Genomic DNA, 24,301 nt, shown 5'->3' on the forward strand with positions numbered 1-24,301 from the left:
TTTTATGACAATGGATCAGAAGGCCCGTCATCGGCAGCATAAAACATGGCTCCGGGCAGCACGGGATGGGGTGGCTGGTTCACAAAAACCGCATCGGCCACGCAATCCAGCATGCGCAGCCCCATATGCGGAACGGCCATGACCCGTCCATCATGCCACAGCGCGGGCAGCGTGCGCAACACGCGCGCGGGCCAGATGGAACGCGACCGGCCGGGCGGCCACCACGACGCCACGGCCCCCGCTGCCCCCATGGTCCACCCTGATGGCAGGGACCGCGCCCGCAGCACGAAGCGCCGGTCCCATGCATCGCCCGCGCGGGCGGGCATGGGGGGGGCAAGTGCCGATTCCTCACGCGCGATGATCCACTGCCCGTCGCGCCACGGGATGATGGCCGCACCCGCTAGGGTTGCGGGCCGGGGCGCATGGGCCAGCCTTTCGACAGCCTCGCGCCCCGGCGGGTAATCCCGCCCCCCGACCACGCCGATCAGGGCGGAAAGCAGTCGTGCAGGCGCCAGCGCCGTCGGCAGCACCACCCAGCCCCCGCAATGGAAGCGTGCATGGGCTGCAAGCCACCGCGCATCCGCCCCGTCGCGCGCCATGCGCCCGGCCCCCGCGTGCCACGCCGTGGCCAGCAACCGCGCGCCACGCCCCCCGTCATGCGCCAGCGCCAAGCGCGCCCGCGCGCGTTCCGTACGCAGGTCATGGTTCGACGGGTCTTCCACCCATGCCACCCCCGCCGCGCGGACCGTGGCATACAGGGCAGCCTTGGCAATGCCCAGCAGGGGCCGGACAATGCGCACATCGGCCACAGGAATCGCAGCAGCCATGGCCGCCAGCCCGTCATCGCCACTGGCGGCGCGCCTGCGCATCATGACCGTTTCGGCCTGATCCCCCGCATGATGCGCCACCAGCAGGTCCAGCGCCCCGATTTCCCGACACGCCGCAAACAGGGCCTGGTAGCGCATGCGCCGGGCACGTTCCGCCATGCGCGGCCCGCGCGCCAGCCCGGTCAGGGCCAGCAAGTGCGCGGGAATGCCAAGCATGGACAGCCGGGTCAGGGTCTGCTCGGCTTCGGACCGGGATTCGGCACGCAGCCCATGATCGACCACCAGAGCGACCACGTCATGCCGCCATTGCCGCGCAAGGATGGCCAGCGCCATGCTGTCCGCCCCACCCGATACGGCAACCGCCACCGGCACGCCCTGGCCCGGCCACGGCCCAAGGGACGCCATCATGGCGGCAAAACGTGACGGACTGACCGGTTCAGCCGAAAGCACCAGCGCCCTTTCGCCGGTCAGCTACACTTGGCGCGTTTGCGGTAGACCTGCTCGGCCGACTTGATGCGGGCGGCAGGTTCGGGAAACTCGCTGGACAGCTTGTCCAGCGCCTGACAGGCCGATGCCCTGTCATTCAACGCCACAAGCGTTGCCGCCACCCCCAGCAGGGCGCTGGGCGCGCGCGGCCCATGCGGGGCGCGATTATAGGCGTCATAATAGGCCAGCGCCGACTGACGGTACTGTTTCTGCCCCGCCAGCGACTGGGCCAGCAGGTACTGGGCATCCACCAGTCGCGGCGATTTCGGACCGGACAGCACCTGCTGCGCGTCAGCCTGCGCCGTGGCGTAATCCTGTTTCAGCAGCGCATCATTGCCGGCCTTCAGCACGTCATCAGGCGATCGCTTGGCGGCCGCCGGGGCAGCAGGGGCGGCAGTGGCCGCCGCTGGCGGGGCAAGGGTGCCGGAACCCGTGCCGCCATGGCCATGCTGCATGGCGAAATCCATGTCACCGATCTGCTTGCTCAGGGCGGCATTCTGCTGCTGCACCTGATTGGTCAACTGGTCGATCTGGCCACGCATTTCCCGCGTCTGGTCCTCCAGCGCGTTTACACGGTCAAGCAGTTGCAGGGTCAGGGTATTGTCACCAGCAGCCTGCGCCAGCCCCATGCCCGCCAGCGAGACCCCGCCGGCCAGCACGCCCACCCTGCCCCACCGCCGGCACAGGAACGGGAGCGAAAGGAAACATGACATCACAGACTGCATGGACCAAACCCTTTGAAACACAAGACATGCATACCTAAAACAAAACCGGCCGAGCGATAAGCGCCCGGCCGGTTCCATCACTGTCACGCCATCAGAAGCGTGGGCAGAAACTTACTGTACCGCCGTGATGGCGTTACGGTTCTGGGCCCAGGACGCTTCGTCATCACCAACAGCGGTCGGACGGTCCTTACCATAGGAAATGGTGGTGATGCGCGATGCATCGACACCCTTTGCCACCAGGTAGTCATGCGCCGCGTTGGCACGACGCTCACCCAGCGCGATGTTGTATTCTTCCGTGCCACGATCATCGCAGTTGCCAGCGATCTGCACGTGCACCTGCGGGTACTTGGCCAGCCATGCAGCCTGCTTGTCCAGCGTGGCCTTCGCATCGCTCGACAGCGTGTTCTGGTTGAACGCGAACAGGACGCGATCACCAGCGGTTGCGACCAGGTCAGCTTCGCTGCCCGGGGCCGGACCGACCTGCTGCGTTGCGGCGCCCGTGTTCACGTTCTTGTTCGCATGATCGGAACAGGCAGCGAGAAAAAGGGCCATACCGGCCGCACCAAGAAGCTTCAGTTTCATTACTTTTGATCCTGGATCGGTTTCATTGCTTGAAACCATTTGTTGAATTTCCGGATTTAAATATAGAACGGTCCCGAGTCTCGTTGCGCCCTGCCAAACAAACTGTCCAACAGAAACTCGCGATCGCTGGAAACCACCACTACCATAGAGGTAAAATCCGGCCATAGTCAATGTTGGACAAACACATACCCGCCATTTGCTAAATGATTAGGTGGCGGAATATTATCTGTCCAACATATTGAAAGCATTATTTGTTTAGCGGCGACCATGTCGGGTCGGACGCGCTGCCCGCCGGCAGGGCACGTTCGTGGAAGCCGGTAATGTCAATTGTGCTGATACCTGTTGCAAATCCGGCACCATTATGGCCCGCCGCACTCTGGCGGCAGAAGGCCAGCACGCGGCCATTGGGGCAGAAGGTCGGGCTTTCCACCGTAAAGCCCTGCGTCAGGATCCGCTCCCCCGTTCCGTCAGGCGCCATGACCCCCAGCGAGAAGCTGCCATTGGCAATGCGCGAAAACGCGATCAGGTCGCCACGCGGGGACCAGACGGGCGACCCGTAATTGCCATGGCCATAGGAAATCCGCTTCGCGTCGCCGCCTGCGGCACTCATGATATAAAGCTGCGGTGAACCGCCACGGTCGGAGTTGAAGACGATCTGCGACCCGTCGGGGCTGTAGGACGGGCTGGTGTCAATCGCGCCGGTGGACGTGATCTGCCGCCGCGCCATCGTGGCCAGATCAACCGTATAGATGTCCGACCCGCCACCGCGTGTAACCGACAGGACCACGGAGCGCCCGTCGGGGGAGAAATGGGGCGCGAAGGAAATACCCGAAAAATCACCCAGCAGTCTCTGCTGCCCGGTATTCAGGTTGAACAGGTAAACACGCGGCCTGTAGTTGGCATACGACATGAATGCCAGTTCACTATTTGCCGGATTGAAACGCGGCGTCAGCGTCAGCCACTGCCCGTTGGTCAGGTAACGGCTGTCCGCCCCGTCCTGATCCATGATGGCCAGCCGGGTGGTCTGGTGCGCGCGCGGGCCGGAACGGGCGATATAGGCAATGCGGGAATTGAAATATCCCTGCTCGCCCAGCAGGCGGCCATAGATCACATCGGCGATCACATGCGCGATGCGCCGCCAGTCCTGGGCCGCGGCGGTATAGGCCGTGCCCTGGATCTGCTTGCCGGTCATGACATCCCACAGGCGGAATTCCACACGCAGGCTGCTGCCCTGGTCCACGACCTTGCCCGTCACGGCCGCGCGCGCGCCCATGGACTTGTAGCTGCCAAAGTCAGGCGTGCCCTGCGGCATGCTGGCGCTGATGGGACGGAACAGGCCGCAATTGCCCAGATCGGCGGAAATGACATCCGTGATCTGCTGCGCAACGCCACCGCCCAGCGAAGGCAGGACAATGGGAATGGGCGCGGTGCGGGCCTGGTCTACCGTGATTTCGGCATCGCCCGCCTGCGCGTGGGCGGCACCCGCGGCAAACAGCGGCGTGGCCATAAGGCCACCGGCCACACCCGCCCCCATGAAACCGCGACGGCCCAGAAAGGCCGCGGCCAGCCGGTCGGCATCATCATCGGGAATCAAAGGCTTTACGCTTGACGTCATTTTCCTCTCCTCGCCTTCGTCCACTGTTGTTCAGGGACGGAATACGAATTTCAGTTGCCGGGTCTGGCCCAGAAGGTTCTGCGGAATGGGCAGTTTGGCACAGGTGGGGCTGAGCACCGCATCACGCGCACGTTCCGCCAGCGCGCGGTAGGACGGGTCCGACGCCATCTGTGCCTGTGTCTGGGGGGCAAAGTCCACCAGGCGCGCCGTGCCCGTCTCATCCACCGTCACGACCAGATGCGCCACGAACTGGGCATAATTACGCGCGGCCGTATCTTCCGAATAGCAGCGGCGCACGGAATTGCCGATCGCCTTCTGCTGCGTTGCGGTCAGCGCGCTGGTGATGTCCCCGTCCGGCGTCCCGCCGCCATCGGGCGCGCCGCCCTGCTGCGGGTTGGGCCGCGCCTTGGGCGGGTGGGTCTGCTTCTGGTCCGCGCGGAAGGAATCCAGCGTCGCCAGCAGGGAATGCGTATCGGGCACGTGCTTCTTCGCCTCGTTGGGCTGCGTCGTGCTTGAACGCTCCTGCACCTTGGGTGCCGCCGTCGGGTCCGGCTGGGCCGAAGGGGGCACCGGGGCATGGGCCTGTGCCGGGGCGGCCTTGGCTGGCGTGGGCGGCAGCTTCACCGCATCGGGCGAAGGCTGCTCCTCACGCGGGGGCGTTGGCGCGTCGGGCACCGGCCTGGACACCTGCTGCGGCGGCGGCATGGGGGGTGGCGGCGGGGGCGGGGGTGCGGCTTCCTCGTTGGGAGCCTTTTCCGGCGGGGTGGGCGCGGGCGGCGCCTCCTGCCGGACCGGCGCTGGCGCCGGGGCGGGCCTGGGCGCCGGCTTGTCCCCCTTGTGCGGGGTGGACGTGCCGGTATCGGCCGCGAATTCCATCTCGATCGTGGGGGGCGGCGGCGGTTCCTTGGGTACCGGCACCGGCATCCGCAGCAGCACGGCCAGCAGCAGCGCGACATGCAGCCCGCCCGACACAATGACGGAACGCCGCATGAGGATACGTTCGGAACGACGCGGTGGCACCACGATCAGACGGCTCCCGGTATCAGGTTCAGCTTAATGGCCGCCGGGCGGCTGCTGCGCCAGCAGCGCCACATGCGTAAAGCCACCTGCCGTGATCTGGCCCATGACCTGCATCACCCGGCCATAGTCGATATGGGAGTCCCCGCGCACGAAAATGCGGTGTTCACGGTCATTCTGGGCCGCCGCCTTGAGCTGGTCCACCAGCTGGTCGGGCGAGACGGGATCATCGCCCAGGTACAGGTCGCCATTGGACCGGATCGAGACGGTAATCGGCTTGGTGTCGGTATTGACCGGGGCCGCGTCCGTCTTGGGCAGGTCCACGTTCACGCCGCTGGTCATCATGGGCGCCGTCACCATGAAGATGATGAGCAGCACCAGCATCACGTCAACCAAGGGGGTGACGTTGATATCCGCCATGGGCCGCCGCTTGCGCCGGCGTCCGCGCAGGTCGCTCAGGCTTGCCCCCATGCTCACGCACCCCTTTCTTCGGACTGGCGCGACAGGATGGCGGCGAATTCGGTGCCGAAGGCGTCCAGCCGGTCCTCGAACACGCTCATGCTGTTGCTGATCACGTTATAGGCGATCACCGCCGGGATGGCCGTGACAAGGCCGATGGCGGTCGCGAACAGGGCTTCGGAAATACCGGGGGCCACGACGGACAGGTTGGTGTTGTGCATCGCCGCGATCGACCCGAAGGCATGCATGATGCCCCATACCGTACCGAACAGGCCGATGAACGGCGCCACCGGCCCGATGGTGGCAAGGAAGATGATCCACCGGTTCAGGCGGTCCATTTCCCGCGTGATGGTGATGGCCATAGCGCGGTTGACACGATCCTGCACCCCGCCATGCACCAGGTCGATGCCGGTAATGCGCGACGAACGCCGCCATTCCCCCATCGCGGCGCCAAATACGGCGGCCATAGGGTGGACGGGCTTCGCGCCATCGGATTCGTACAGGTCATCAAGGCTGCCACCGGCCCAGAAGCGTTCCTCAAAATCATTCGCCTGCCGGTTGACCCGGCGGATGGTCGTGAATTTGTCGAAGATGATTGCCCACACAATCACACTGCAGGTCACCAGGCCAATCATTACCAGCTTGACGACAATCGATGCGTGCATGAACAGCGCCCACATCGACAGATCACCTGCTGCAGCGCCCAGATTCGCCGCGTTAACCGCTTGGTCCAAATATACCTCCTGCCCACCTTGACCGTTCGCACAAACACGAAACTTGCCCCTTTAGCAAGTCGCGGCCAACCCGCTTTCCGCACAGCCTTGCGTCCCGGTCAACCCATGGCACGAAAAGCACATGCATACTGCATGCCTTCGTCAGGCTCAGGCCACGAGTCCGCGCAAAAGATCACGCCATCGCGGCGGAAATCGGGCAGCGCGCCCGTCCTGCGCGCGCACGCAGGCCAGGCGGACATCCAGCGACCCGCACCCCAGGTCCCCCTCCCCGTCCGCACGGTAAAAATCCTGCATGAGCCGGCAGCTTGCCGCCCCGAGTTCCGTCAGCCGAGTCGTGATGCGCACGATGTCATCCAGCCGCAGCGGGGCGCGGTAGTCGATGGCCGCGTGCCGCACCACGAAGGCCAGCCCGTAATCGGCCAGCAGGTCGGACGCCGCCAGCCCCTGCGCGCGGATGGCTTCCGTGCGGGCGCGTTCGGCCAGCGCAAGGTAGCGGGCGTGATAGACCACGCCACCCGCGTCCGTATCCTCGTAATAGATACGGAAATCGATATTATGTTCCACCATCAGTCATCCCCCAGCAGGTCGCCCTGTCCGGGCGTGCGGGCGGGGGGCGGCAACCCGAGATGCCGCCAGCCCCGTTCGCCCAGCATGCGCCCGCGGCTTGTCCGTAGCACAAGACCTTCCTGGATCAGGTAAGGCTCGATCACGTCCTCGAGCGTATCGCGCGCTTCGGCCAGGGCGGCCGCCAGCGTTTCCACCCCCACCGGGCCGCCATGGTGATATTCGGCAATGCGGCGCAGGTAGCGGCGGTCCATGCCGTCCAGCCCCATCGAATCGACTTCCAGCCGCGACAGCGCGGCATCGGCCAGCGCCCGGTCGACCGGCCCGCTGCCCGCGCGCGCCACGGCGGCGAAATCACGCACCCGGCGCAGGAGCCTGCCTGCGATACGCGGCGTCCCACGCGAACGGCGGGCGATTTCCTCCGCCCCTTCCGGGGTCAGGTCGAATTCCAGCTTGCGCGCGCCACGGGTCACGATCTGGCGCAGTTCTTCAGGCGTGTAGAACACCAGCCGCAGCGGAATGCCGAAGCGGTCGCGCAGCGGGGTCGCCAGCAGCCCCGCGCGCGTGGTGGCGGCCACCAGCGTAAAGGGAGCGAGGTCGATCCGCACCGAGCGCGCGGCCGGTCCCTCGCCAATGATCAGGTCAAGCTGGAAATCCTCCATCGCCGGGTACAGCACCTCCTCGATGGAGGGGTGCAGGCGGTGGATTTCGTCAATGAACAGCACGTCGCGCGGCTGGAGGTTGGTCAGGATGGCCGCAAGATCGCCTGCGCGCTGGATCACCGGCCCCGACGTGGCGCGAAAGCCGACACCCAGTTCGCGCGCCACGATCTGCGCCAGCGTGGTCTTGCCCAGCCCCGGCGGCCCGTGCAGCAGCACATGGTCCAGCGCATCGCCACGCTGCCGGGCTGCGGCGATGAAAATGGCAAGGTTTTCGCGGCTGGCCTTCTGGCCGGTAAAGTCATCCAGCGTCTGGGGGCGCAGCGAGCCTTCGCTGCCGTCCTCCTCACCCCGGCGGGCGTCGATCTCGCGCTCGGGCTGCTCGCTCATCGGGCCAGTTCCTTCAGCGCGTCACGGATCACGATATCCAGATCAGCCCTGCCGTCCAGCCGGTCAATCACCCGTTCCACCACCGGCTGCGCCTCCGCCCGGCGGAAGCCAAGCCCGGACAGCGCCAGCAGCGCATCCGCCGCGATGCTGCGCTGCGTCGGCGCGGTAATGGTCACGCCCGGCACCCCACCGCCTGCGGGGGCGCCCGTGGGCATGCCTTCGCATTTGTCACGCAATTCGGTCACGATGCGCTGGGCCAGGCGCGCACCCACGCCGCCGGCGCGGGTCAGCATGGCCTTGTCGCCGCCGCCGATGGCCACCATCAGGTCAGATGGCGGCAGGATGGACAGGATGGCCAGCGCCACCTTGGCCCCCACCCCCTGCACGGTGGTCAGCAGGCGGAACCATGACCGCTCCGACGCCTCGGCGAAGCCATACAGCAGGATGGCGTCCTCGCGCACCACGGTTTCCACCAGCACGCACGCCAGTTCCGGCGGCTGCGGCAGGACGGCCAGCGTGCGCGAGGATGCCTGCACCAGATAACCGACGCCGCTTACGTCAATCACGCAGCGATCCGCCTCCACCTGCGCCAGCAGGCCACGCAACTGCGCGATCATGCCATCCTCGTCGCATTGGCGATATGCATGGCGCTGGCGCGATGATGGGCGTGGCAGATGGCCACCGCCAGCGCATCCGCCGCATCCGCGCGCTTCAGCAGGGCCGTGGGCAGGATACGGCGGACCATCATGCTGACCTGTTCCTTTGTCGCGGCCCCGGTGCCGACCACCGCGCGCTTGACCGTCTTGGCCCCGTATTCCGATACGGGAATATCCAGCAGCATCGGCACCAGCAGCCCCACGCCGCGGGCATAGCCCAGCTTCAGCGTGGCAGCCCCGTTGCGGTTGACGTAGGTTTCCTCGACCGCCGCCTCATCGGGGGCGAAGTTGCGGGCCAGGTCCAGCAGCGCATCATGCAGGTGGCGCAGGCGTTCGGGCACGCTGAGCGCCGAATCGGTGGCGATCACACCATCGGCCACGTGGCTCAGCCGGTTGCCCTGCGCCGTCACGACCCCCCAGCCGGTAAACCGCAGGCCGGGGTCAATGCCAAGGATGCGGACCACCGGCCGGGTCAGGCCGACAGCTTTTCGGCCACGTCGTCCGGCACGTCGAAATTGGCGTACACCGCCTGCACGTCGTCATGGTCTTCCAGCGTGTCGATCAGCTTGAACACGCTGCGCGCCTTGTCTTCATCCAGTTCGACCGTGTTGCCAGGCCGCCAGTCCAGCTTGGCCGAAGCGGGTTCGCCAAAACGGGTTTCCAGCGCGTCACGCACGGCAAAGAAGGATTCGACCGGGCAGGTCACTTCATGCATGCCGTCCACGGTCTCGACATTCTCGGCCCCGGCTTCAAGGCCGGCCTCGATCAGGTCGTCCTCGCTCGCGGCATCCAGCGGATAGGTGATCACGCCAAGGCGGGTGAACATGAAGGATACCGAGTTCGTCTCCCCCAGCGATCCGCCATGCTTGGAAAACGCGGCCCGGACATCGGACGCCGTGCGGTTGCGGTTATCCGTCAGCCCTTCCACGATCACGGCGACACCGGCCGGGCCGTAGCCCTCGTAACGGACTTCGGTGTAGTCATCACCACCGCCGGCACCCGATGCCTTCTTGATCGCGCGTTCCACCGTATCCTTGGGCATGTTGACTTCACGCGCGGCCGAAATCGCGGCCCGCAGGCGCGGGTTCATGGCCGGGTCGGGCATGCCTTCGCGCGTGGCCACGGTGATTTCACGGATGACCTTGGCAAACTGCTTGGCCCGCTTGGCGTCCTGCGCGCCCTTGCGGTGCATGATGTTCTTGAATTGGGAATGACCCGCCATCGTTCGTCCCTGATCCTGTTTCGTCTATCGTTTCCGGCCTGCCCGGAAGCGACTGGTCAGACCAGCCGCCCGTGGCAGTGCTTGTATTTCTTGCCCGACCCGCAGGGGCAGGGCGAATTGCGCGAGACCTCGCCCCAGCTGGACGGGTCATCGGGCATGACCGCCGCCCCGCCGATGGGCGTCGCCATGGACGGATCGGGCTGGCGGCCCGTCGCATCGGGCATGAGACCCGGCCCCGGTTCGTTCTCCAGCCCCGGCACCTCGGGGTCGGAATGGATTTCGGCCACACCGGCAAAGGGGTTGTCGATCGGCGGCGGCGCCATTTCCACCCGTGCCATGGTGGATGTCACGCGCACCCGCAGGTGATCGAGCATGGCGTGGAACAGCTCGAACGCCTCGTGCTTGAACTCGTTCAGCGGGTCCTTCTGGCCATAGGCGCGCAGGCCGATGCCCTGGCGCAGCTGGTCCAGCGCAAGGAGATGTTCTTTCCATACCGCGTCGAACGTGGTCAGCAGCACCTGCTTTTCCACATAGCGCATGACGGAGGGGCCGAAATTGGCTGCCCGGCTGGCCTGGGACTGCGCCGCCGCCTGCTCGATCCGTTCAGCGACGACCGTGGCGTCCACGCCGTCTTCCTTCGCCCATTCCGCGATCGGCAGGCTCAGGTTCAGCGTGGTCTGCACATCCTGCGCCAGTTCGTCCTTGAGCCACTGTTCGGCAAAGGACTTTTCGGGGATGCGCCGGGCCACCATGTCGTGGATCACGTCTTCACGCATTTCGGTGATGATGGGGGAGACATCCTCCGCCCCCATGTATTCCCGGCGCTGGGCATAGACTTCCTTGCGCTGGTCATTCATCACGTCATCATATTTGAGCGTGTTCTTGCGCATGTCGAAGTTGCGGGCCTCGACCTTCTTCTGCGCGCGCTCAAGGGCCTTGTTGATCCAGGGATGGACGATGGCCTCCCCTTCCTTCAGCCCCAGCTTCTGCAACATGTTGCCCATGCGGTCGGTGCCGAAGATGCGCATGAGGTCATCTTCAAGCGAGATGAAGAAGCGTGAATTGCCCGGGTCGCCCTGACGGCCGGCGCGGCCGCGCAGCTGGTTGTCGATACGGCGGCTTTCGTGGCGTTCGGTACCAATGACATACAGGCCACCCGCCTTGCGCACGATATCGTGATCACGGGTCACCGTCTCGCGCAGTTCCTGCTCGCGCCGCGCGCGTTCGTCCGGGTCCTCGATCCCGGCAAGGCGCTGGTGGATCAGCATGTCCACGTTGCCGCCCAGCTTTATGTCCGTGCCACGCCCGGCCATGTTGGTCGCAATCGTGATCGCGCCGGGTGCGCCCGCCTGCGCCACGATCTCCGCCTCGAGTTCATGGAAACGGGCGTTGAGCACGTTGTGCCGGATGCCGTGCTGGCGCAGCAGGGAGGAGAGGTACTCGCTCTTCTCGATCGAGGTGGTGCCCACCAGCACCGGCTGGCCGGATGTCTTGCTGATATCCTTGATCAGGCCCGCGACCGCCTCATATTTCTCCCGCGCGGTCAGGTAGACCTCGTCATCGTCGTCCTTGCGTGCGACGGGCAGGTTGGTCGGGATCTCGATCACGTCGAGCTTGTAGATATCCGCGAATTCATCGGCTTCCGTCATGGCCGTGCCGGTCATGCCGGACAGGCGGGGATACATGCGGAAGTAATTCTGGAACGTGATCGAGGCCAGGGTCTGGTTTTCCTGCTGGACCTCGACATGTTCCTTGGCTTCCAGCGCCTGGTGCAGGCCGTCCGAATACCGGCGGCCTTCCATCATGCGGCCGGTGAACTCGTCAATGATGACCACCTTGCCGCCGCGCACGATGTAATCGACATCGCGGGTGAACAGCGTATGCGCGCGCAGCGACTGCTGCACGTGGTGGATGACCGCCACGTTGTGGCTGTCATACAGGCCGCCTTCATGCAGTACGCCGGCGGTGCGCAGCAGGTCCTCCACCTGTTCCGCGCCTTTTTCCGTCAGGATGACGGAGCGGAATTTCTCATCCTTCTCATACGCCTCCGGATCGGCCACCAGGGCGACCATTACCTCATCCACCGCGCGGTACAGGTCGGAACTGTCCTCGGCGGGGCCGGAAATGATGAGCGGGGTGCGCGCCTCATCGATCAGGATCGAGTCGACTTCATCGACAATGGCGTGGTGGAAGGGCCGCTGGACCATGTCCTCGACGCGGTACTTCATGTTGTCGCGCAGGTAATCGAAGCCGAATTCGTTGTTGGTGCCGTAGGTTATGTCGGCACGGTAGGCGGCGCGGCGTTCGTCCTCCGGCATGTTGGGCACGACCACGCCCACGCTCAGCCCCAGGAATTCGTACAGCCTGCCCATCTGGTCGGCATCGCGGCTGGCCAGGTAGTCGTTGACGGTCACGACATGCACGCCCTTGCCCGCCAGCGCGCTGAGATAGACGGCAAGCGTCGCGACAAGGGTCTTGCCCTCCCCGGTGCGCATTTCCGCAATCTTGCCATCATGAAGGACCATGCCACCAATCAGCTGCACGTCGAAATGCCGCATGCCCAGCACGCGCTTCGAGGCCTCGCGGCAGACGGCGAAGGCTTCGGGCAGCAGGTCATCCAGCGTTTCGCCCCTGGCGAGGCGTTCGCGGAATTCGGGCGTCTTGGCGGCAAGGGTCGCATCGTCCAGCGCCTGGACCGTGCCTTCCAGCGCGTTGATCGCGGGCACGCGCCGCTGGTACGATTTCAGCGCCCGGTCATTGGCGGTTCCGAACAGGGCGCGGGCAATACTGGCGAACATGAAGACCTTCCCGGAATGGCATTCCCGCACGCCCGCGACGGACGACCGGCGGGGGCAGGCTTGGCGGATAAAATTCTCGCGCGGAGACATGAGATAGGACCCACGCCGCCAGCGGTCAACCGATGGACCGCAGCGCCGTGGCAAAAGCGGGGGAAAACGGCCATATCGCATCCGGCCCTTGCAGGCCGGGCCGCCCTTCGCCATGATGCCCGCCGAACGCGTTCATAACTAGGGTTTTTTGCACATGCGGACTATCAGTCCGGCAAAGGCTGTCGCAACGATGGCCCTGCTTGCTTCCTCTTTCATCATCCCTCCTGCATTCGCGGCGACGCCCGCCCCGGCACCCGCCGCCCCGGCGGCGAAGCCGGGCGCACCGGCCACGGCGGACCAGAATCCGCTCCTCGCCACGGTCAACGGGCAGGACATCCGCCTCAATGACGTGCGGCAGGCCATGGCCACGATGCCCGAGCAGCTGCGCAAGCTGCCCGACAACATCATCGTGCCGATCCTGCTCAACCAGCTTGTGGACCAGCGCGCCATCCAGGTCGCGGCCGCCAAGGCCGGGCTGGACAAGCAGCCCGACGTCCAGCAGCAGATGCAGCAGGCGGCACAGAATGCGCTGCAGAATGCCTATCTGTCGGCACAGGTCGCCCCCACGCTGACCGATGACGCGGTCAAGGCGTATTACGACAAGAATTACGCCAACAAGCCGGGTGCGGAGGAAATCCACGCCCGCCACATCCTGGTGCAGACCGAGGCCGAGGCCAACGACGTCATCAAGCAGCTCAAGGCCGGGGCCGATTTCGGCCAACTGGCCACCAAGCTGTCCAAGGACCCCGGATCGGCCAAGCAGAATGGCGGCGACCTTGGCTGGTTCAAGAAGGGCGACATGCTGCCGACCTTCTGGGACGCCGCATCAGCCATGCAGCCCAACACCTTCAGCCAGACCCCGGTCCATACCCAGTATGGCTGGCACGTGATCCAGGTGCTGGGCAAGCGCACCGCGCCGACGCCCACGCTGGAGGCAACCCGCGACCAGATCCGCCAGAAGCTGATCCAGGAAGGTGTGCAGAAGGCCGTGAGCAACGCCCTGTCGCAGGTCAAGGTCGTGCGCTTCGGCCCCGACGGCAAGCCGCTGCCTGAACAGCCCGCGGCCCACTGACCGGGCTGTGGCGCGGGCGGGCATGCAGCCGTATGTCCACCCGCGCCGGTGTCCTATCCATTTCCCGTTTCCCGCTGTCATCCCAGGATCCTGACCGACCATGGCCAATGCCCTGCCCGTCTCCCCCCTTGCCCGGCCAATGCCTGAACTTCCGCCCGTGGCGGGCGTGCGTTTTGGCGCAACAGCGGCGGGCATCCGCTACAAGGGGCGCACCGACCTGGTGATGGCGGAATTCGCGCCGGGCACGACGGTGGCGGGTGTCTATACCCGCAGCAAGTGCCCCGGCGCGCCGGTGGACTGGTGCCGCGCCGCGATGGCCGATGGCCGCGCGCGCGCGCTGGTGGTCAATGCCGGGAACGCCAATGTCTTTACCGGCCGCGCGGGCTTCGAGGCGACACAGGCCAACGCGGCGGACGCGGCGCGGCTGGTCAACTGTGCCGCGAGCGAGGTCTTCCTCGCCTCAACCGGCGTGATCGGTGAGATCCTGCCCTACCAGAAGATTTCGGCGGCCCTGCCCGGCCTGTACGCCACCCTGTCTGATAACGGGTGGGCGGACGCCGCCCGTGGCATCATGACCACCGACACATTCCCCAAGGCCGCGACCCGCACCGCGCGCATTGGCGATACGACGGTGCGCATCCAGGGCATCGTCAAGGGCAGCGGCATGGTGGCGCCGGACATGGCGACCCTGCTGGGCTTCATCGCGACCGATGCGAAACTGCCCGCCAGCGTGATCCAGTCCCTGCTGGCCGATGGCGTCGGCCGCAGCTTCAACTGCATCACGGTGGATTCGGATACCTCCACCTCCGACATGATCCTGCTGTTCGCCACCGGACAGGCGGGCAATGTGGAAATCGGGGATGCGCACTCGCCGCATCTGGCGGATTTCCGTGACGCGCTCGATTCCCTGCTGCTGGAACTGGCGCTGCTGGTGATCCGCGACGGGGAAGGCGTGACGAAGATGATGCACATCACCGTCACGGGCGCGGTATCCGATGAATCGGCCCACCGCGTGGCCATGGCCGTGGCCAATTCCCCGCTGGTCAAGACGGCCGTAGCGGGGGAAGACGCCAACTGGGGCCGCGTCGTCATGGCGGTTGGCAAATGTGGCGAACCCGCCAACCGCGATACGCTGTCGGTCGGCATTGGCGGGACATGGATTGCCCGGAACGGCACCGTCGTGTCCGATTATGACGAAACCCCCGTTGTCGCGCACATGCGCGGGCAGGAAATCGAGATCGCCATCGACCTGGGGCTGGGCAATGGCACGGCGCAGGCATGGGGCTGCGACCTGACGCATGGCTATATCGACATCAACGGCTCCTACCGCAGCTAGGCCATCACGGGCGGCTGTTTGCGGGCGCCCGTTTTTTCCTGTTCCGTTGCGCACGCAGCGATGGCATTGCTGTCAGGGTATATCCATCACGTCTGCCAGACAGGAACAACCTGCATGACAAACCCGTTTTTCCGCCCCGCCTCTTCCCCGCAGGATGTCTGGACCTATGGGGGGTTCTGGATCCGGGTCGTGGCCTATGTGATCGATTCGATCGTGCTGTGGGCGGCCCTTGGCCTGCTGGGCATGCTACTAGTAGCGCCCAGCCTTTCGATCTCGATCTTCGACCCGCAATCGACGGGGGGCAGCGGGGGGGATTACCGCATCTCCTATATCCAGCCTGCCGACTACACCATCCTTTCCACCACGCCGCACCTGCACTGGAACGGTAACGGACGGTTTGAACAGATCAGCCTGCTGGTGTCCGCCGCGTATTACATCCTGTTCGAGGCCTCGTCCCTGCAGGCCACGCCGGGCAAGATCATGTGCCGGATGCGCGTGACCGACCTGTATGGTAACCGCATCACGCTGCTGCGCGCGACGGGGCGGTATTTCGGCAAATACCTTTCGGCGCTGATCTGCGGGGTGGGCTTCCTCATGGTCATGTGGACGCAGCGCAAGCAGGGCCTGCATGACATCCTGGCGGGCACCTGCGTGATCCGCCGCGAAGCCCGCGCCGCCGCCCCGCCATCGCCGCAATGGGGCGGCTGACACAAAAAAACATGACAAAAATGCAACCTTCCCGCCTCTGCCGGCCTTCTATTCTGATATTGAATGTTTTTCCCGCAGCATGACGGTCCGCCCCGCGCAGGAATGCGCGCGGGCGTTTTGGTGTTACGGCGGGGAACCTGAGGCTGTGCCGGGTTCCCCGATTTTCCAAGGAGGTGAACAATCGGCATGTCGGCCCATTACGCGACAACGGTCCATCCCGCCCCAGCCCGGTCCAGACGGGGCGGTATCCTGACATTGCTGGCGGCCTTCATGCTGGCGCTGCTGCCCTGGGCCATGCAGGCCCGCGCGGCAGACACCGACGCCGCCCCGCAGGGCATAACCAGCCAGCAGGCGCAGCAGGTCCTGTCGGTCATGAACGACCCGCAGAAGCGCGAGGAATTCACCCGCACCCTTGACGCCATAGCCAAGGGGCTGCCCGCGCCCAAGCCGACCCCGGCGCCCGCCGCCCCCGCGAAAAAGGCCGCCCCCGCCGACGTGTCGCTTGAACCCGACAGCATCAGCAGCGAAACCATGAGCGAGCTGACCCACATACGCGACGTCGCGTTGCAGCAGGGCCAGAACTTCATAGGGCTGTTCAAGGACCTGGCCTTCGTGGGCCGGTGGGTCCACTCCATCCTGTCCAATGCCGATTCGCGGCGGATCCTGCTGGATGCGATGGGTCGGGCCAGCATCATCTTCATCCTTGCCCTTGTTGCCGAACGCGCGCTGTCCATCGCCATGCGCAAGCCGCTGGCCGGTGTCACGGCGCGCGCCGTGGCGACCGAGCAGCGCCTGAACCAGCGCCTGAAGCGCGAGGACCAGGCGGACCAGGACCAGCCCGCCCCGCCACCCGCCTCCACCGCCGACGCACAGGCCGAACAGCAGACCGAACAGGCCCGCCAGAGCGATGACCGCCACCAGCATGAAACGCTGCGCATCATCACGCGCATTCCCTATTCACTGCTGCACCTGCTGATAAAACTGCTGCCGGTCGCCCTGTTCTGCGGGCTGGGTTATGGCGCGTCCGCGCTGTTCACTACCACCCACCAGGCCGCGATGGTCACCCTCACGCTGACCAACGCCTACGTGATCGCGCGCGTGATCTACCTGCTGCTTGAGACGATATTCGTGCCGCATTCCCCCACCATCCGCCTGTGCAGCGCATCGGACTCGACGGCGCGCATGGTCACGCGGTGGTGGAACTTCCTTGTCGCGGCCCCGTCCATCGTGGTCTGCCTGTCCACGCTGGGCGGCGTGTTCCACATGCCCGCGCGCGGCACGGAAGCCATCATCCGCGCCGTGGTGCTGATCGAACATATCCTGATCGCGATCTTCATCTGGCGCATCCGCCACCATGTGGGCGCGGCGCTGCAGCCCTCGGGCCGCCTGCGTGAAAAGCCGTTCTGGATCTTCGTGGGCAGGATGGTCCGCTTCTGGTGGATCCCGGCCATGTTCTTCGACTTCGCGCTGTGGCTGGTCTGGGCCACCCAGATCCGTGGCGGCTATGCGTGGATCCTGCGCACGCTGTCGCTGACCATCGTGGTCATCCTTGGCGCGCGGCTGCTGTCCGTGCTGGCCTTCAGCGTGCAGAACAAGCTTTTCCATGTGCCCGAGGCGACCGAAAAACGCTATCCCGGCCTCCAGGCCCGCGTGGACTACTACTATCCCATCGCGCGGCGCGCGCTGTCGGTGCTGCTGACATTCGTGACCATCGTGCTGCTGCTCCAGTCATGGGGCCTGCCCGCCATCCGCTTCTTCGTGCATGGCTCGCTGGGCACCAAGATCGTGGGCGCCATGCTGACGATCATGATCGCCTACACCATCGCCATCGTGGTGTGGGAAGTGGCCAACGCCACGCTGCAGAACCAGATCACCCGGTTCGAGACATCGGACCAGGCATCCCGCGCCACCCGGCTGCGCACGGTGCTGCCGATCATCCGCACGGTGCTGCTGACCTTCATCATCATCATCGTGACCGTGACCACGCTGTCGCAGATCGGCATCAACGTCGCCCCGCTGCTGACCGGCGCGGGCATCATGGGTGCGGCCATCGCGTTTGGTTCGCAGAGCCTGGTCAAGGACTTCATCACCGGCTTCTTCATGCTGGTGGAAAATGCGATGCAGGTGGGTGACTGGGTCACCGCGGGCAGTGTCGCGGGTACGGTCGAACACCTGTCGATCCGCACCCTGCGGCTGCGCGCGATCAACGGGGACCTGCACATCATCCCGTTCTCATCCGTCACGTCGATCGCCAATACCTCACGCGATTACAACCTTGTGGTGGTCAGTTTCATGCTGGACCTGACGGAAGACCCGCACCGGGTCGCGGCGATCCTGAAGGATGAGCTGTCGCTCATGCGCAAGGACCCCGTCTACGGCCCGCTGATCAAGTCCGACTTCTCGTTCCTGGGCGTCGAGCAGGCTGACGGGAACGGGGCCAAGTTCCTTGGGTCCATCCGCACGGCGCCCGGTGCCAAATGGAAGGTCTATCGTGAATACTATGCCCGCCTGGGCGCGCGCATGGTGAAGGAAAAGGTCGCGTTCCCGATCCCGACATCGCTCAACCTGCTGGCCAATGGCCCGGGCGGCACGCTGCGCATGAACATGGAGGAAGACCCGGCCACGCTGCTGGCCGCGCGCACGGCACAGCCCGATGCGCCAGAACCGGCGGCCCCGAAGGCGCAGGCCGATGGCGACGGGCAGCAGGCCAGCCCCAAGGGAAATGAACCCACCCATGGCTGACGGCATGCCCACGCTGCTGGCGCGGCTGGAATCCCCCCTGCGCACGGATGGCTACGCCTTCGTGCCTGCGGGGGAGATGCGGCCCCTGCTGGAGCAGTATGGCCTGCGGGACTGGGCCAACTTCGCCGCCAGCTGGAACCGGCTGGGGCTGGACCGCTACATGGCGGATGGCGGGCGTTATCGCCGCCGCCGCCATGCCACCTTCGCCATCAGCGACAGCGGCATCCAGCGCAAGAAACACCAGCCCCATTACCAGAGCCGCGATTACAACGAACTCAATGGCGGGATCGAACGCTGGTTCCGCGCGGTGGAACCGGACGTGGGCGCGCACCCCGCGCTGGTCGCCATCCTGCGGCTCATGCACCGGATCGTGGCCGACCTGACCGATCCGGCCAGCATGCCCGATACATGGCATACCGAAATCCACCAGTTCCGGATCGAGGCGCTGGATGACAGCCCCGGCCAGCCCACGCCGGAAGGGCTGCACCGTGATGGCGTGGACTGGGTCATGGTCGTGATGATCCGGCGCGAGAACGTCATGTCGGGCGAAACCGCGATCCATGACCTGCAGCGCACCATGGTGGGCAGCTTCATGCTGGATCAGCCGCTGGATACGGCGGTGGTCAATGACAACCGCGTCTATCACGGGGTAACGGCGGTCAGGCCCCTTGATCCCACGCGACCGGCCTATCGTGACGTACTGGTCGTGACGTTTCGCCATCAATGACCCGGGCGCGGCCCGGGGCGTGGAAGCATTTCTGCATGCTGGCGCTGGGGACCATGCTGGCGCTGGGCGGCGGGCTGTACCTGTTCATCGTAACGGTTGACCCGTGGGATGGGCTGCCCATCTCCCCCCGCCTGCCCCGCATTCCCATCACCTCCAACGCCCGCTACACCATGCCCGCGCTGGCGCGGAACCCGCGCTTTGATTCCGTCATGCTGGGCACATCCACCAGCCGGCTGATCCAGCCCGCCGCGATGGACCGCGCACTGGGCACGCATTTCCTGAACATGGCCATGAACAGCGCCAGCCCGTGGGAACAGGCGCGCGAACTCGACGCCTTCCTGCGTGCCCATCCCGCCCCGCGCATTGCCATGATCGACGTGGACGCCGCCTGGTGCCATGAACGCCCCGGCAGCCTGACATCCCCCAACCGCCCATGGCCGGAATGGATGTACGGCCACCCCGCATGGACCGGCTACCTGCACATGGCCAGCCTGTATGCCCTGCAGGAAGCCGCCAACCAGTTCCTGTGGCTGGCGGGGTTGAAAGCCCGGCGCTTCGGCCTGGATGGCTACACCAGCTTTGTGCCGCCCGATGACCAGTATGACCGGCTGCGCCCCCGGGTGCAGGCCGCGTTCGACCACTGGGCGCCGCCCGACAACACCCCCGCCCCGCCCGGCATGGCCACTACCCCCCCAGCCACCATGGCGCTGCTGGATTCAATGGTCGGGCGCATGCCTGCCTCCACCATCGCCGTCCTGTGGTTTGCGCCCGCATCCGCCTTCCTGCACGGGACGGCGGGCGGTGTCGCCGCGGCCCGGTTGCAGGCATGCAGGCTGGGGGTGGAAAGGATCGCGGCCCGCAGGTCCAACGTGATCGCCCTTGATTTCAACCATGACAGCCCGTTGACGGAAAACCGCGACAATTTCTGGGATCCGCTGCATTACCGGCTGCCCGTGGCCCGGCGGTTGATGGCGGATATCACGGCTGTCGTGCAGGGCAGGCCGGTTGCGGACCCCGCGCTGGACAGGCTGCATGACCCACGCGGCGCGCCCGATACGCACCGGCGGTAAGCCAAAGCCATGCGCTGCCATCGCGGAACCTCCACACCGGCGGGGCTTGTGCCGGGCGGGTCATCTGGTATGGAAAACAGAATGCCATGGGATGCCCGCCATGCACATGCGCGACGCAGCCAAGTAACATGGACGGGGATCGTTTTATGCATGCCGCCCCGTGACCGGGCAGGCATGGGTTGCGGCACTGAGGTTGGAGAGGCTGGTGAATACGTCCGTCAATGGTGCGCCGCAATGGCATCTTCAGCCCGAGGCGAACCGGACCCTTATCACGCTGTCAGGGGACTGGATTGCACAGGAAGGACGAACCCCCGCCTTTCCCACCGGGGCGCTGAAGGATGTGCCCCACGGGGAGCCGGTTGAATTCCGCACCGACCAGCTTGGCAGGTGGGATACCTCGCTCATCAGCTTCCTGTGGGAACTCAAGCGCAGCGCGCGTGAAGCCCATGTGGACGTCGATACCAACACCCTGCCGGAATCCGCGCACAAGCTGCTGGACCTGCTGCCCGAAATCCCGCCCGAACCCAAGCCCCCGCCGCCGCACCATTTCGCGCCGGTGGCGGCGGTGGGACAGTTCACGCTCGATACCCTGAACGAAATCGGCTGCGTCAGCGAAATGGGGGCTGCCGCGGCCCGTGGGGGCCTGGCCTCCCTGGTCGGGCGCGGGATGATGCGCACCATCGACCTCATGTCCGACCTGAATGCGGCGGGGCCTGCGGCGCTGCTGATCGTGGGCGTGGTGAACTTCCTGGTCGGCGCGATCCTTGCCTTTGTCGGTTCGGTGGAACTGCATAAATTCGCGGCCGACATCTATGTGGCAAGCCTTGTGGCCATTGCCATGGTGCGCGAGATGTCCGCCGTCATGACCGCCATCATCATGGCCGGGCGCACCGGCGGCAGCTATGCCGCGCGCATTTCCACCATGCAGGCCAATGAAGAAATCGACGCGCTGCAGGTATTCGGCATCCCGGTTTCCAGTTACCTGATCCTGCCTTCGGTGCTGGCGCTCGCCTTCACCATGCCGCTGCTTTACCTTTACGGCTGCCTGATCGGCATGCTGGGCGGGTTTTTCGTATCCTACATCATGCTGGATGTCTCGCCGCTGGGCTATTTCCACGAAACGGTGCAGGCGCTGCAACTGGACCAGTTCACCTTCGGCTTCATCAAGAGCTTCGTGTTCGGCACCTTTGTCGGCCTGACAAGCTGCCGCATCGGGCTGAAGGCCGGGCGCAGCGCCGCCGACGTGGGCATTGCCGCGACCAAGGCCGTGGTCGTGGGCATTGTGGGCGTGATCGCCCTTGATGCGGTCTTCGCGGTTATCGCCAATGTCATCGGGATCTGACCGCCATGAATGATACGAACACCCAGATGGCCGCCACCGATAACCGCCCGGTGATGATTTCCGTCGATGACGTGACGCTGGCCTTCGGCCCCAAGGTGATCCAGCACAACGTGTCCTTTCGCGTGAAGCGTGGCAGCATCTTTGCGGTCATGGGCGGGTCGGGCTGCGGCAAGAGCACCCTGCTCAAGAGCATGATCGGCCTGCTGCGCCCCACCCATGGCACCTACCTGGTGGGAAAGGACAATTACTGGGCCGGCGACGACGCCAGCCGCGTGCGCATCGGACGGCGTTTCGGCGTCCTGTTCCAGAGCGGCGCGCTATGGAGTTCCATGACTGTGGGCGAGAACGTCGCCCTGCCCATGCAGATGTTCACCAAGCTGAAACCGGACGTGATCCGCCAGCTTGTGGAACTCAAGTTGGGGCTGGTGGGCATGCTGCACGCCATTGACCAGTACCCCTCCGAGCTGAGTGGCGGCATGCGCAAGCGCGCGGGCCTTGCGCGCGCCATGTCGCTGGACCCCGACATCCTGTTTTTCGATGAACCCTCCGCCGGGCTTGACCCGATCACATCCGCCCGGCTGGATGAACTGATCCTGAACCTGCGCGACGGGCTGGGGGCGACAATCATCATCGTCAGCCATGAACTGTCCAGCCTGTTCCACATCGCCGATGACGGCATCTTCCTTGACGCCGACCAGAAGACCGCCATCGCCCACGGGTCGCCGCGCTGGCTGCGCGACCATTGCACCGACCCGATGGTCCATGCCTTCATGCACCGTGAACAGCTGGACAGCTCCAGCTCCGCCGGAAACGGGTAATGCCCATGCCCGGCAGGCAGACGCTGATCGGTTCAGCCGTGCTGGGGGTTGCGGCCATTGCGCTCGTCATACTGGGCGTGAAAGGGTCGCTCCCCCTGCCCGGCCGCACCACCGAGGCGCTGGTGATCTTTGAAAGCCCGACCAACGGGCTGGATGTCGGCTCGCCCGTCAATTTCCGGGGCGTGCCGGTGGGGGCCGTCGAACGCATTACGGTCAAGGTCGATCCGGCCAGCCACCATACCTATATGCCGGTCTATATCCTGTTTGATCCCGACCATGCGCCCGGCCACAGCGACCTGCCGCCATTGCCCGAACTGATCGCCAACGGGCTGCGGGCGGAAATGACGCTGCACAGCCTTGTCACCGGGCAGACCGAACTTGACCTCGACCTTGCCCCCAGGGTACCAGCCCTGCTGCATCCCGGGCTGGTGAACACGGACCTGACGGAAATACCGATGGGGCAGACGGCGCTGCAGCAGATGGAAAACACGCTGGTCGCAATCTCGGTCCAGCAGTTGCACCATGACCTGCAGACCGCGATGGCCAGCATCCACAAGCTGGCGGAAGACATGAACCGTGACCTGCCGGGCATGATCGCCAGCATCCGCGCGACATCCGCGCATAGCGAGGACGCGGTCACCCATATCCGCGCCGCCATCGCGGATGTGGAAAACCGCGCCAGCGTGACCATCAACAAGCTGGACCGGCTGATCGCCGCCAACAGCCAGCAGTTCGCCGCACGGCGGACGGAGCTTCTGGCACTGATCGCCAATACCCGCCAGACCATGACGCAGGCGCATGAAACCCTGGCCAGCCTGCGTACGCTGACCGACCCGCAATCACGTGACAGGCTCAGTCTGGACGATACGATGCGTGATATTATGGAAGCAGGCTACGGGCTGCGCGGATTCGCCAATGAAGTCGAAAGTAATCCGCAACTTCTGCTGATGGGACGCAATAAATGAAAACGCGCCAGCCCGCCGTCTCCCTTTCACGTCTGTATCCGGCCCTGCGGGCAAGTGGCGGGTTACTGCTGTCGGCAGTCATGCTGTCGGCGTGTTCCTCGGCCCCGGTACGTTTCTATACCCTTGGCGCGCCCGCCGTTGCCGTGGGTGCTGAAAGCACCGCCACACAGCCCATCACGGACAGCACGCCCGTAATCGAGGTCGAACGCGCGCGCATGCCCGACTACCTGGACAGCCAGGACATCATGGTGCGCAATGGCCACGAGATCGAACGCAGCGGGCTGGGCCGCTGGGCCAGCCGCCTGTCGGTAGGGGCCACCGACCTGATCACGGCGCGGCTGGCGCAGAAATGGCCGAACCTGTTCGTAACCGACCTGCCCCAGCCTGACCGGCCGACATGGCGGCTGCAGCTCAATATCAGCCGCCTTGATGTCAGCCGCGATGGCCAGTCCGCCCTGAATGCGGACTGGGCCATCATTCCGCAGGATTCGCGCGCCTCCATCCTGCGTAACCGCGCCACCATCGTCACGCAGGGCAATACGGGCAGCAACGCCAACATCGCCAAGGTGACCGAAAACCTGCTGAATGAGCTGAGCGACCGGATCGAGGCAAGCTGGCCCAGCACGGGCGGCACGGCCAGCACAACGCCACAGACCGCCATGACATTCCACCGCCACACAAGAAACTGACCCTGTAG

The 24,301-nt window shown here is 65.4% G+C and carries 23 protein-coding genes; 10 read left to right on the forward strand and 13 right to left on the reverse strand.

Annotated elements, in window-relative coordinates; all coding sequences use genetic code 11:
- Positions 1-2 precede the first annotated feature (2 nt).
- From tilS to secA, 13 genes are all read right to left on the reverse strand, one after another.
- Complete coding sequence (tilS, locus tag CFR76_RS11400) at positions 3-1,277, reverse strand: tRNA lysidine(34) synthetase TilS (protein WP_110557147.1); 1,275 nt, start codon at positions 1,275-1,277, stop codon at positions 3-5.
- A gap of 17 nt (positions 1,278-1,294) precedes the next feature.
- Complete coding sequence (locus CFR76_RS11405; protein WP_110557148.1) at positions 1,295-2,038, reverse strand: tol-pal system YbgF family protein; 744 nt, start codon at positions 2,036-2,038, stop codon at positions 1,295-1,297.
- Positions 2,039-2,149: 111 nt separating this feature from the next.
- The gene (gene pal, locus CFR76_RS11410; protein WP_025439400.1) at positions 2,150-2,620 is read right to left on the reverse strand and encodes a peptidoglycan-associated lipoprotein Pal; all 471 of its coding nucleotides are present in this window, start codon (positions 2,618-2,620) and stop codon (positions 2,150-2,152) included.
- A gap of 247 nt (positions 2,621-2,867) precedes the next feature.
- Positions 2,868-4,235 carry a Tol-Pal system beta propeller repeat protein TolB gene (tolB, locus tag CFR76_RS11415; RefSeq protein WP_110557149.1) on the reverse strand — a complete coding sequence of 456 codons (1,368 nt, stop codon included), beginning with the start codon at positions 4,233-4,235 and terminating at the stop codon, positions 2,868-2,870.
- A 30-nt stretch (positions 4,236-4,265) separates the two neighbouring features.
- The gene (locus tag CFR76_RS11420) at positions 4,266-5,258 is read right to left on the reverse strand and encodes an energy transducer TonB (RefSeq protein ID WP_110557150.1); all 993 of its coding nucleotides are present in this window, start codon (positions 5,256-5,258) and stop codon (positions 4,266-4,268) included.
- Positions 5,259-5,288: 30 nt separating this feature from the next.
- Entirely contained in the window at positions 5,289-5,723 is a 435-nt protein-coding gene (gene tolR, locus CFR76_RS11425) for a protein TolR (RefSeq protein ID WP_025439403.1), read from the reverse strand.
- A gap of 2 nt (positions 5,724-5,725) precedes the next feature.
- Positions 5,726-6,391 (reverse strand): protein TolQ, encoded by a 666-nt coding sequence (gene tolQ / locus CFR76_RS11430; RefSeq protein ID WP_081749449.1) that lies wholly within the window; start codon positions 6,389-6,391, stop codon positions 5,726-5,728.
- 201 nt (positions 6,392-6,592) lie between these two features.
- A complete protein-coding gene (locus tag CFR76_RS11435) occupies positions 6,593-7,012 on the reverse strand; it encodes a YbgC/FadM family acyl-CoA thioesterase (protein ID WP_025439405.1) in 420 nt (139 codons plus the stop codon).
- Positions 7,012-8,058 (reverse strand): Holliday junction branch migration DNA helicase RuvB, encoded by a 1,047-nt coding sequence (gene ruvB, locus CFR76_RS11440; protein WP_110557151.1) that lies wholly within the window; start codon positions 8,056-8,058, stop codon positions 7,012-7,014. The genes CFR76_RS11435 and ruvB overlap by 1 nt, the downstream gene beginning before the upstream one ends.
- The gene (gene ruvA, locus CFR76_RS11445) at positions 8,055-8,675 is read right to left on the reverse strand and encodes a Holliday junction branch migration protein RuvA (RefSeq protein WP_110557152.1); all 621 of its coding nucleotides are present in this window, start codon (positions 8,673-8,675) and stop codon (positions 8,055-8,057) included. The genes ruvB and ruvA overlap by 4 nt, the downstream gene beginning before the upstream one ends.
- The gene (gene ruvC, locus CFR76_RS11450) at positions 8,672-9,178 is read right to left on the reverse strand and encodes a crossover junction endodeoxyribonuclease RuvC (RefSeq protein ID WP_110557153.1); all 507 of its coding nucleotides are present in this window, start codon (positions 9,176-9,178) and stop codon (positions 8,672-8,674) included. The genes ruvA and ruvC overlap by 4 nt, the downstream gene beginning before the upstream one ends.
- An 8-nt stretch (positions 9,179-9,186) precedes the next feature.
- A complete protein-coding gene (locus tag CFR76_RS11455; protein WP_025439409.1) occupies positions 9,187-9,936 on the reverse strand; it encodes a YebC/PmpR family DNA-binding transcriptional regulator in 750 nt (249 codons plus the stop codon).
- 56 nt (positions 9,937-9,992) lie between these two features.
- On the reverse strand, positions 9,993-12,734 hold the full coding sequence (gene secA / locus CFR76_RS11460; protein WP_110557184.1) for a preprotein translocase subunit SecA: 2,742 nt from the start codon (positions 12,732-12,734) through the stop codon (positions 9,993-9,995).
- A 280-nt stretch (positions 12,735-13,014) separates the two neighbouring features.
- Here secA and CFR76_RS11465 point away from each other — a divergent pair, with 280 nt between their 5' ends.
- From CFR76_RS11465 to CFR76_RS11510, 10 genes are all read left to right on the forward strand, one after another.
- On the forward strand, positions 13,015-13,896 hold the full coding sequence (locus CFR76_RS11465; protein ID WP_110557154.1) for a peptidylprolyl isomerase: 882 nt from the start codon (positions 13,015-13,017) through the stop codon (positions 13,894-13,896).
- A gap of 100 nt (positions 13,897-13,996) precedes the next feature.
- Entirely contained in the window at positions 13,997-15,232 is a 1,236-nt protein-coding gene (argJ, locus tag CFR76_RS11470; RefSeq protein WP_110557155.1) for a bifunctional glutamate N-acetyltransferase/amino-acid acetyltransferase ArgJ, read from the forward strand.
- Positions 15,233-15,346: 114 nt separating this feature from the next.
- Positions 15,347-15,940 (forward strand): RDD family protein, encoded by a 594-nt coding sequence (locus CFR76_RS11475; protein WP_025439413.1) that lies wholly within the window; start codon positions 15,347-15,349, stop codon positions 15,938-15,940.
- A gap of 186 nt (positions 15,941-16,126) precedes the next feature.
- Positions 16,127-18,682, forward strand: coding sequence for a mechanosensitive ion channel family protein (locus CFR76_RS11480; RefSeq protein WP_244191902.1), 2,556 nt, complete (start codon positions 16,127-16,129; stop codon positions 18,680-18,682).
- Positions 18,675-19,409: a 2OG-Fe dioxygenase family protein gene (locus tag CFR76_RS11485; protein ID WP_110557157.1), complete on the forward strand. Its 735-nt coding sequence runs from the start codon at positions 18,675-18,677 to the stop codon at positions 19,407-19,409. Before CFR76_RS11480 ends, CFR76_RS11485 begins: the two co-directional genes overlap by 8 nt.
- On the forward strand, positions 19,406-20,479 hold the full coding sequence (locus CFR76_RS11490; RefSeq protein WP_110557158.1) for a hypothetical protein: 1,074 nt from the start codon (positions 19,406-19,408) through the stop codon (positions 20,477-20,479). The genes CFR76_RS11485 and CFR76_RS11490 overlap by 4 nt, the downstream gene beginning before the upstream one ends.
- A 205-nt stretch (positions 20,480-20,684) precedes the next feature.
- A complete protein-coding gene (locus tag CFR76_RS11495; RefSeq protein WP_110557185.1) occupies positions 20,685-21,821 on the forward strand; it encodes an MlaE family ABC transporter permease in 1,137 nt (378 codons plus the stop codon).
- Positions 21,822-21,826: 5 nt separating this feature from the next.
- The gene (locus CFR76_RS11500) at positions 21,827-22,639 is read left to right on the forward strand and encodes an ABC transporter ATP-binding protein (RefSeq protein ID WP_110557159.1); all 813 of its coding nucleotides are present in this window, start codon (positions 21,827-21,829) and stop codon (positions 22,637-22,639) included.
- Positions 22,639-23,604 (forward strand): MlaD family protein, encoded by a 966-nt coding sequence (locus CFR76_RS11505; protein ID WP_110557160.1) that lies wholly within the window; start codon positions 22,639-22,641, stop codon positions 23,602-23,604. Before CFR76_RS11500 ends, CFR76_RS11505 begins: the two co-directional genes overlap by 1 nt.
- Positions 23,601-24,293, forward strand: a complete 693-nt coding sequence (locus CFR76_RS11510) for a PqiC family protein (RefSeq protein ID WP_110557161.1) — start codon at positions 23,601-23,603, stop codon at positions 24,291-24,293. Before CFR76_RS11505 ends, CFR76_RS11510 begins: the two co-directional genes overlap by 4 nt.
- Positions 24,294-24,301 lie beyond the last annotated feature (8 nt).

It is taken from the genome of Komagataeibacter swingsii (assembly GCF_003207895.1).
Classification (GTDB): Bacteria; Pseudomonadota; Alphaproteobacteria; order Acetobacterales; family Acetobacteraceae; genus Komagataeibacter; species Komagataeibacter swingsii.

What these genes read in the sequence shown, in the direction of transcription:
- CFR76_RS11405 (WP_110557148.1), bottom strand. Translation starts at nt 2,038, where the DNA reads ATGCAGTCTGTGATGTCATGTTTCCTTTCGCTCCCGTTCCTGTGCCGG.
- pal (WP_025439400.1), bottom strand. Translation starts at nt 2,620, where the DNA reads ATGAAACTGAAGCTTCTTGGTGCGGCCGGTATGGCCCTTTTTCTCGCT.
- tolB (WP_110557149.1), bottom strand. Translation starts at nt 4,235, where the DNA reads ATGACGTCAAGCGTAAAGCCTTTGATTCCCGATGATGATGCCGACCGG.
- tolR (WP_025439403.1), bottom strand. Translation starts at nt 5,723, where the DNA reads ATGGGGGCAAGCCTGAGCGACCTGCGCGGACGCCGGCGCAAGCGGCGG.
- tolQ (WP_081749449.1), bottom strand. Translation starts at nt 6,391, where the DNA reads ATGTGGGCGCTGTTCATGCACGCATCGATTGTCGTCAAGCTGGTAATG.
- CFR76_RS11435 (WP_025439405.1), bottom strand. Translation starts at nt 7,012, where the DNA reads ATGGTGGAACATAATATCGATTTCCGTATCTATTACGAGGATACGGAC.
- ruvB (WP_110557151.1), bottom strand. Translation starts at nt 8,058, where the DNA reads ATGAGCGAGCAGCCCGAGCGCGAGATCGACGCCCGCCGGGGTGAGGAG.
- ruvA (WP_110557152.1), bottom strand. Translation starts at nt 8,675, where the DNA reads ATGATCGCGCAGTTGCGTGGCCTGCTGGCGCAGGTGGAGGCGGATCGC.
- CFR76_RS11455 (WP_025439409.1), bottom strand. Translation starts at nt 9,936, where the DNA reads ATGGCGGGTCATTCCCAATTCAAGAACATCATGCACCGCAAGGGCGCG.
- secA (WP_110557184.1), bottom strand. Translation starts at nt 12,734, where the DNA reads ATGTTCGCCAGTATTGCCCGCGCCCTGTTCGGAACCGCCAATGACCGG.
- CFR76_RS11465 (WP_110557154.1), top strand. Translation starts at nt 13,015, where the DNA reads ATGGCCCTGCTTGCTTCCTCTTTCATCATCCCTCCTGCATTCGCGGCG.
- argJ (WP_110557155.1), top strand. Translation starts at nt 13,997, where the DNA reads ATGGCCAATGCCCTGCCCGTCTCCCCCCTTGCCCGGCCAATGCCTGAA.
- CFR76_RS11475 (WP_025439413.1), top strand. Translation starts at nt 15,347, where the DNA reads ATGACAAACCCGTTTTTCCGCCCCGCCTCTTCCCCGCAGGATGTCTGG.
- CFR76_RS11480 (WP_244191902.1), top strand. Translation starts at nt 16,127, where the DNA reads ATGTCGGCCCATTACGCGACAACGGTCCATCCCGCCCCAGCCCGGTCC.
- CFR76_RS11485 (WP_110557157.1), top strand. Translation starts at nt 18,675, where the DNA reads ATGGCTGACGGCATGCCCACGCTGCTGGCGCGGCTGGAATCCCCCCTG.
- CFR76_RS11490 (WP_110557158.1), top strand. Translation starts at nt 19,406, where the DNA reads ATGACCCGGGCGCGGCCCGGGGCGTGGAAGCATTTCTGCATGCTGGCG.
- CFR76_RS11500 (WP_110557159.1), top strand. Translation starts at nt 21,827, where the DNA reads ATGAATGATACGAACACCCAGATGGCCGCCACCGATAACCGCCCGGTG.
- CFR76_RS11505 (WP_110557160.1), top strand. Translation starts at nt 22,639, where the DNA reads ATGCCCATGCCCGGCAGGCAGACGCTGATCGGTTCAGCCGTGCTGGGG.
- CFR76_RS11510 (WP_110557161.1), top strand. Translation starts at nt 23,601, where the DNA reads ATGAAAACGCGCCAGCCCGCCGTCTCCCTTTCACGTCTGTATCCGGCC.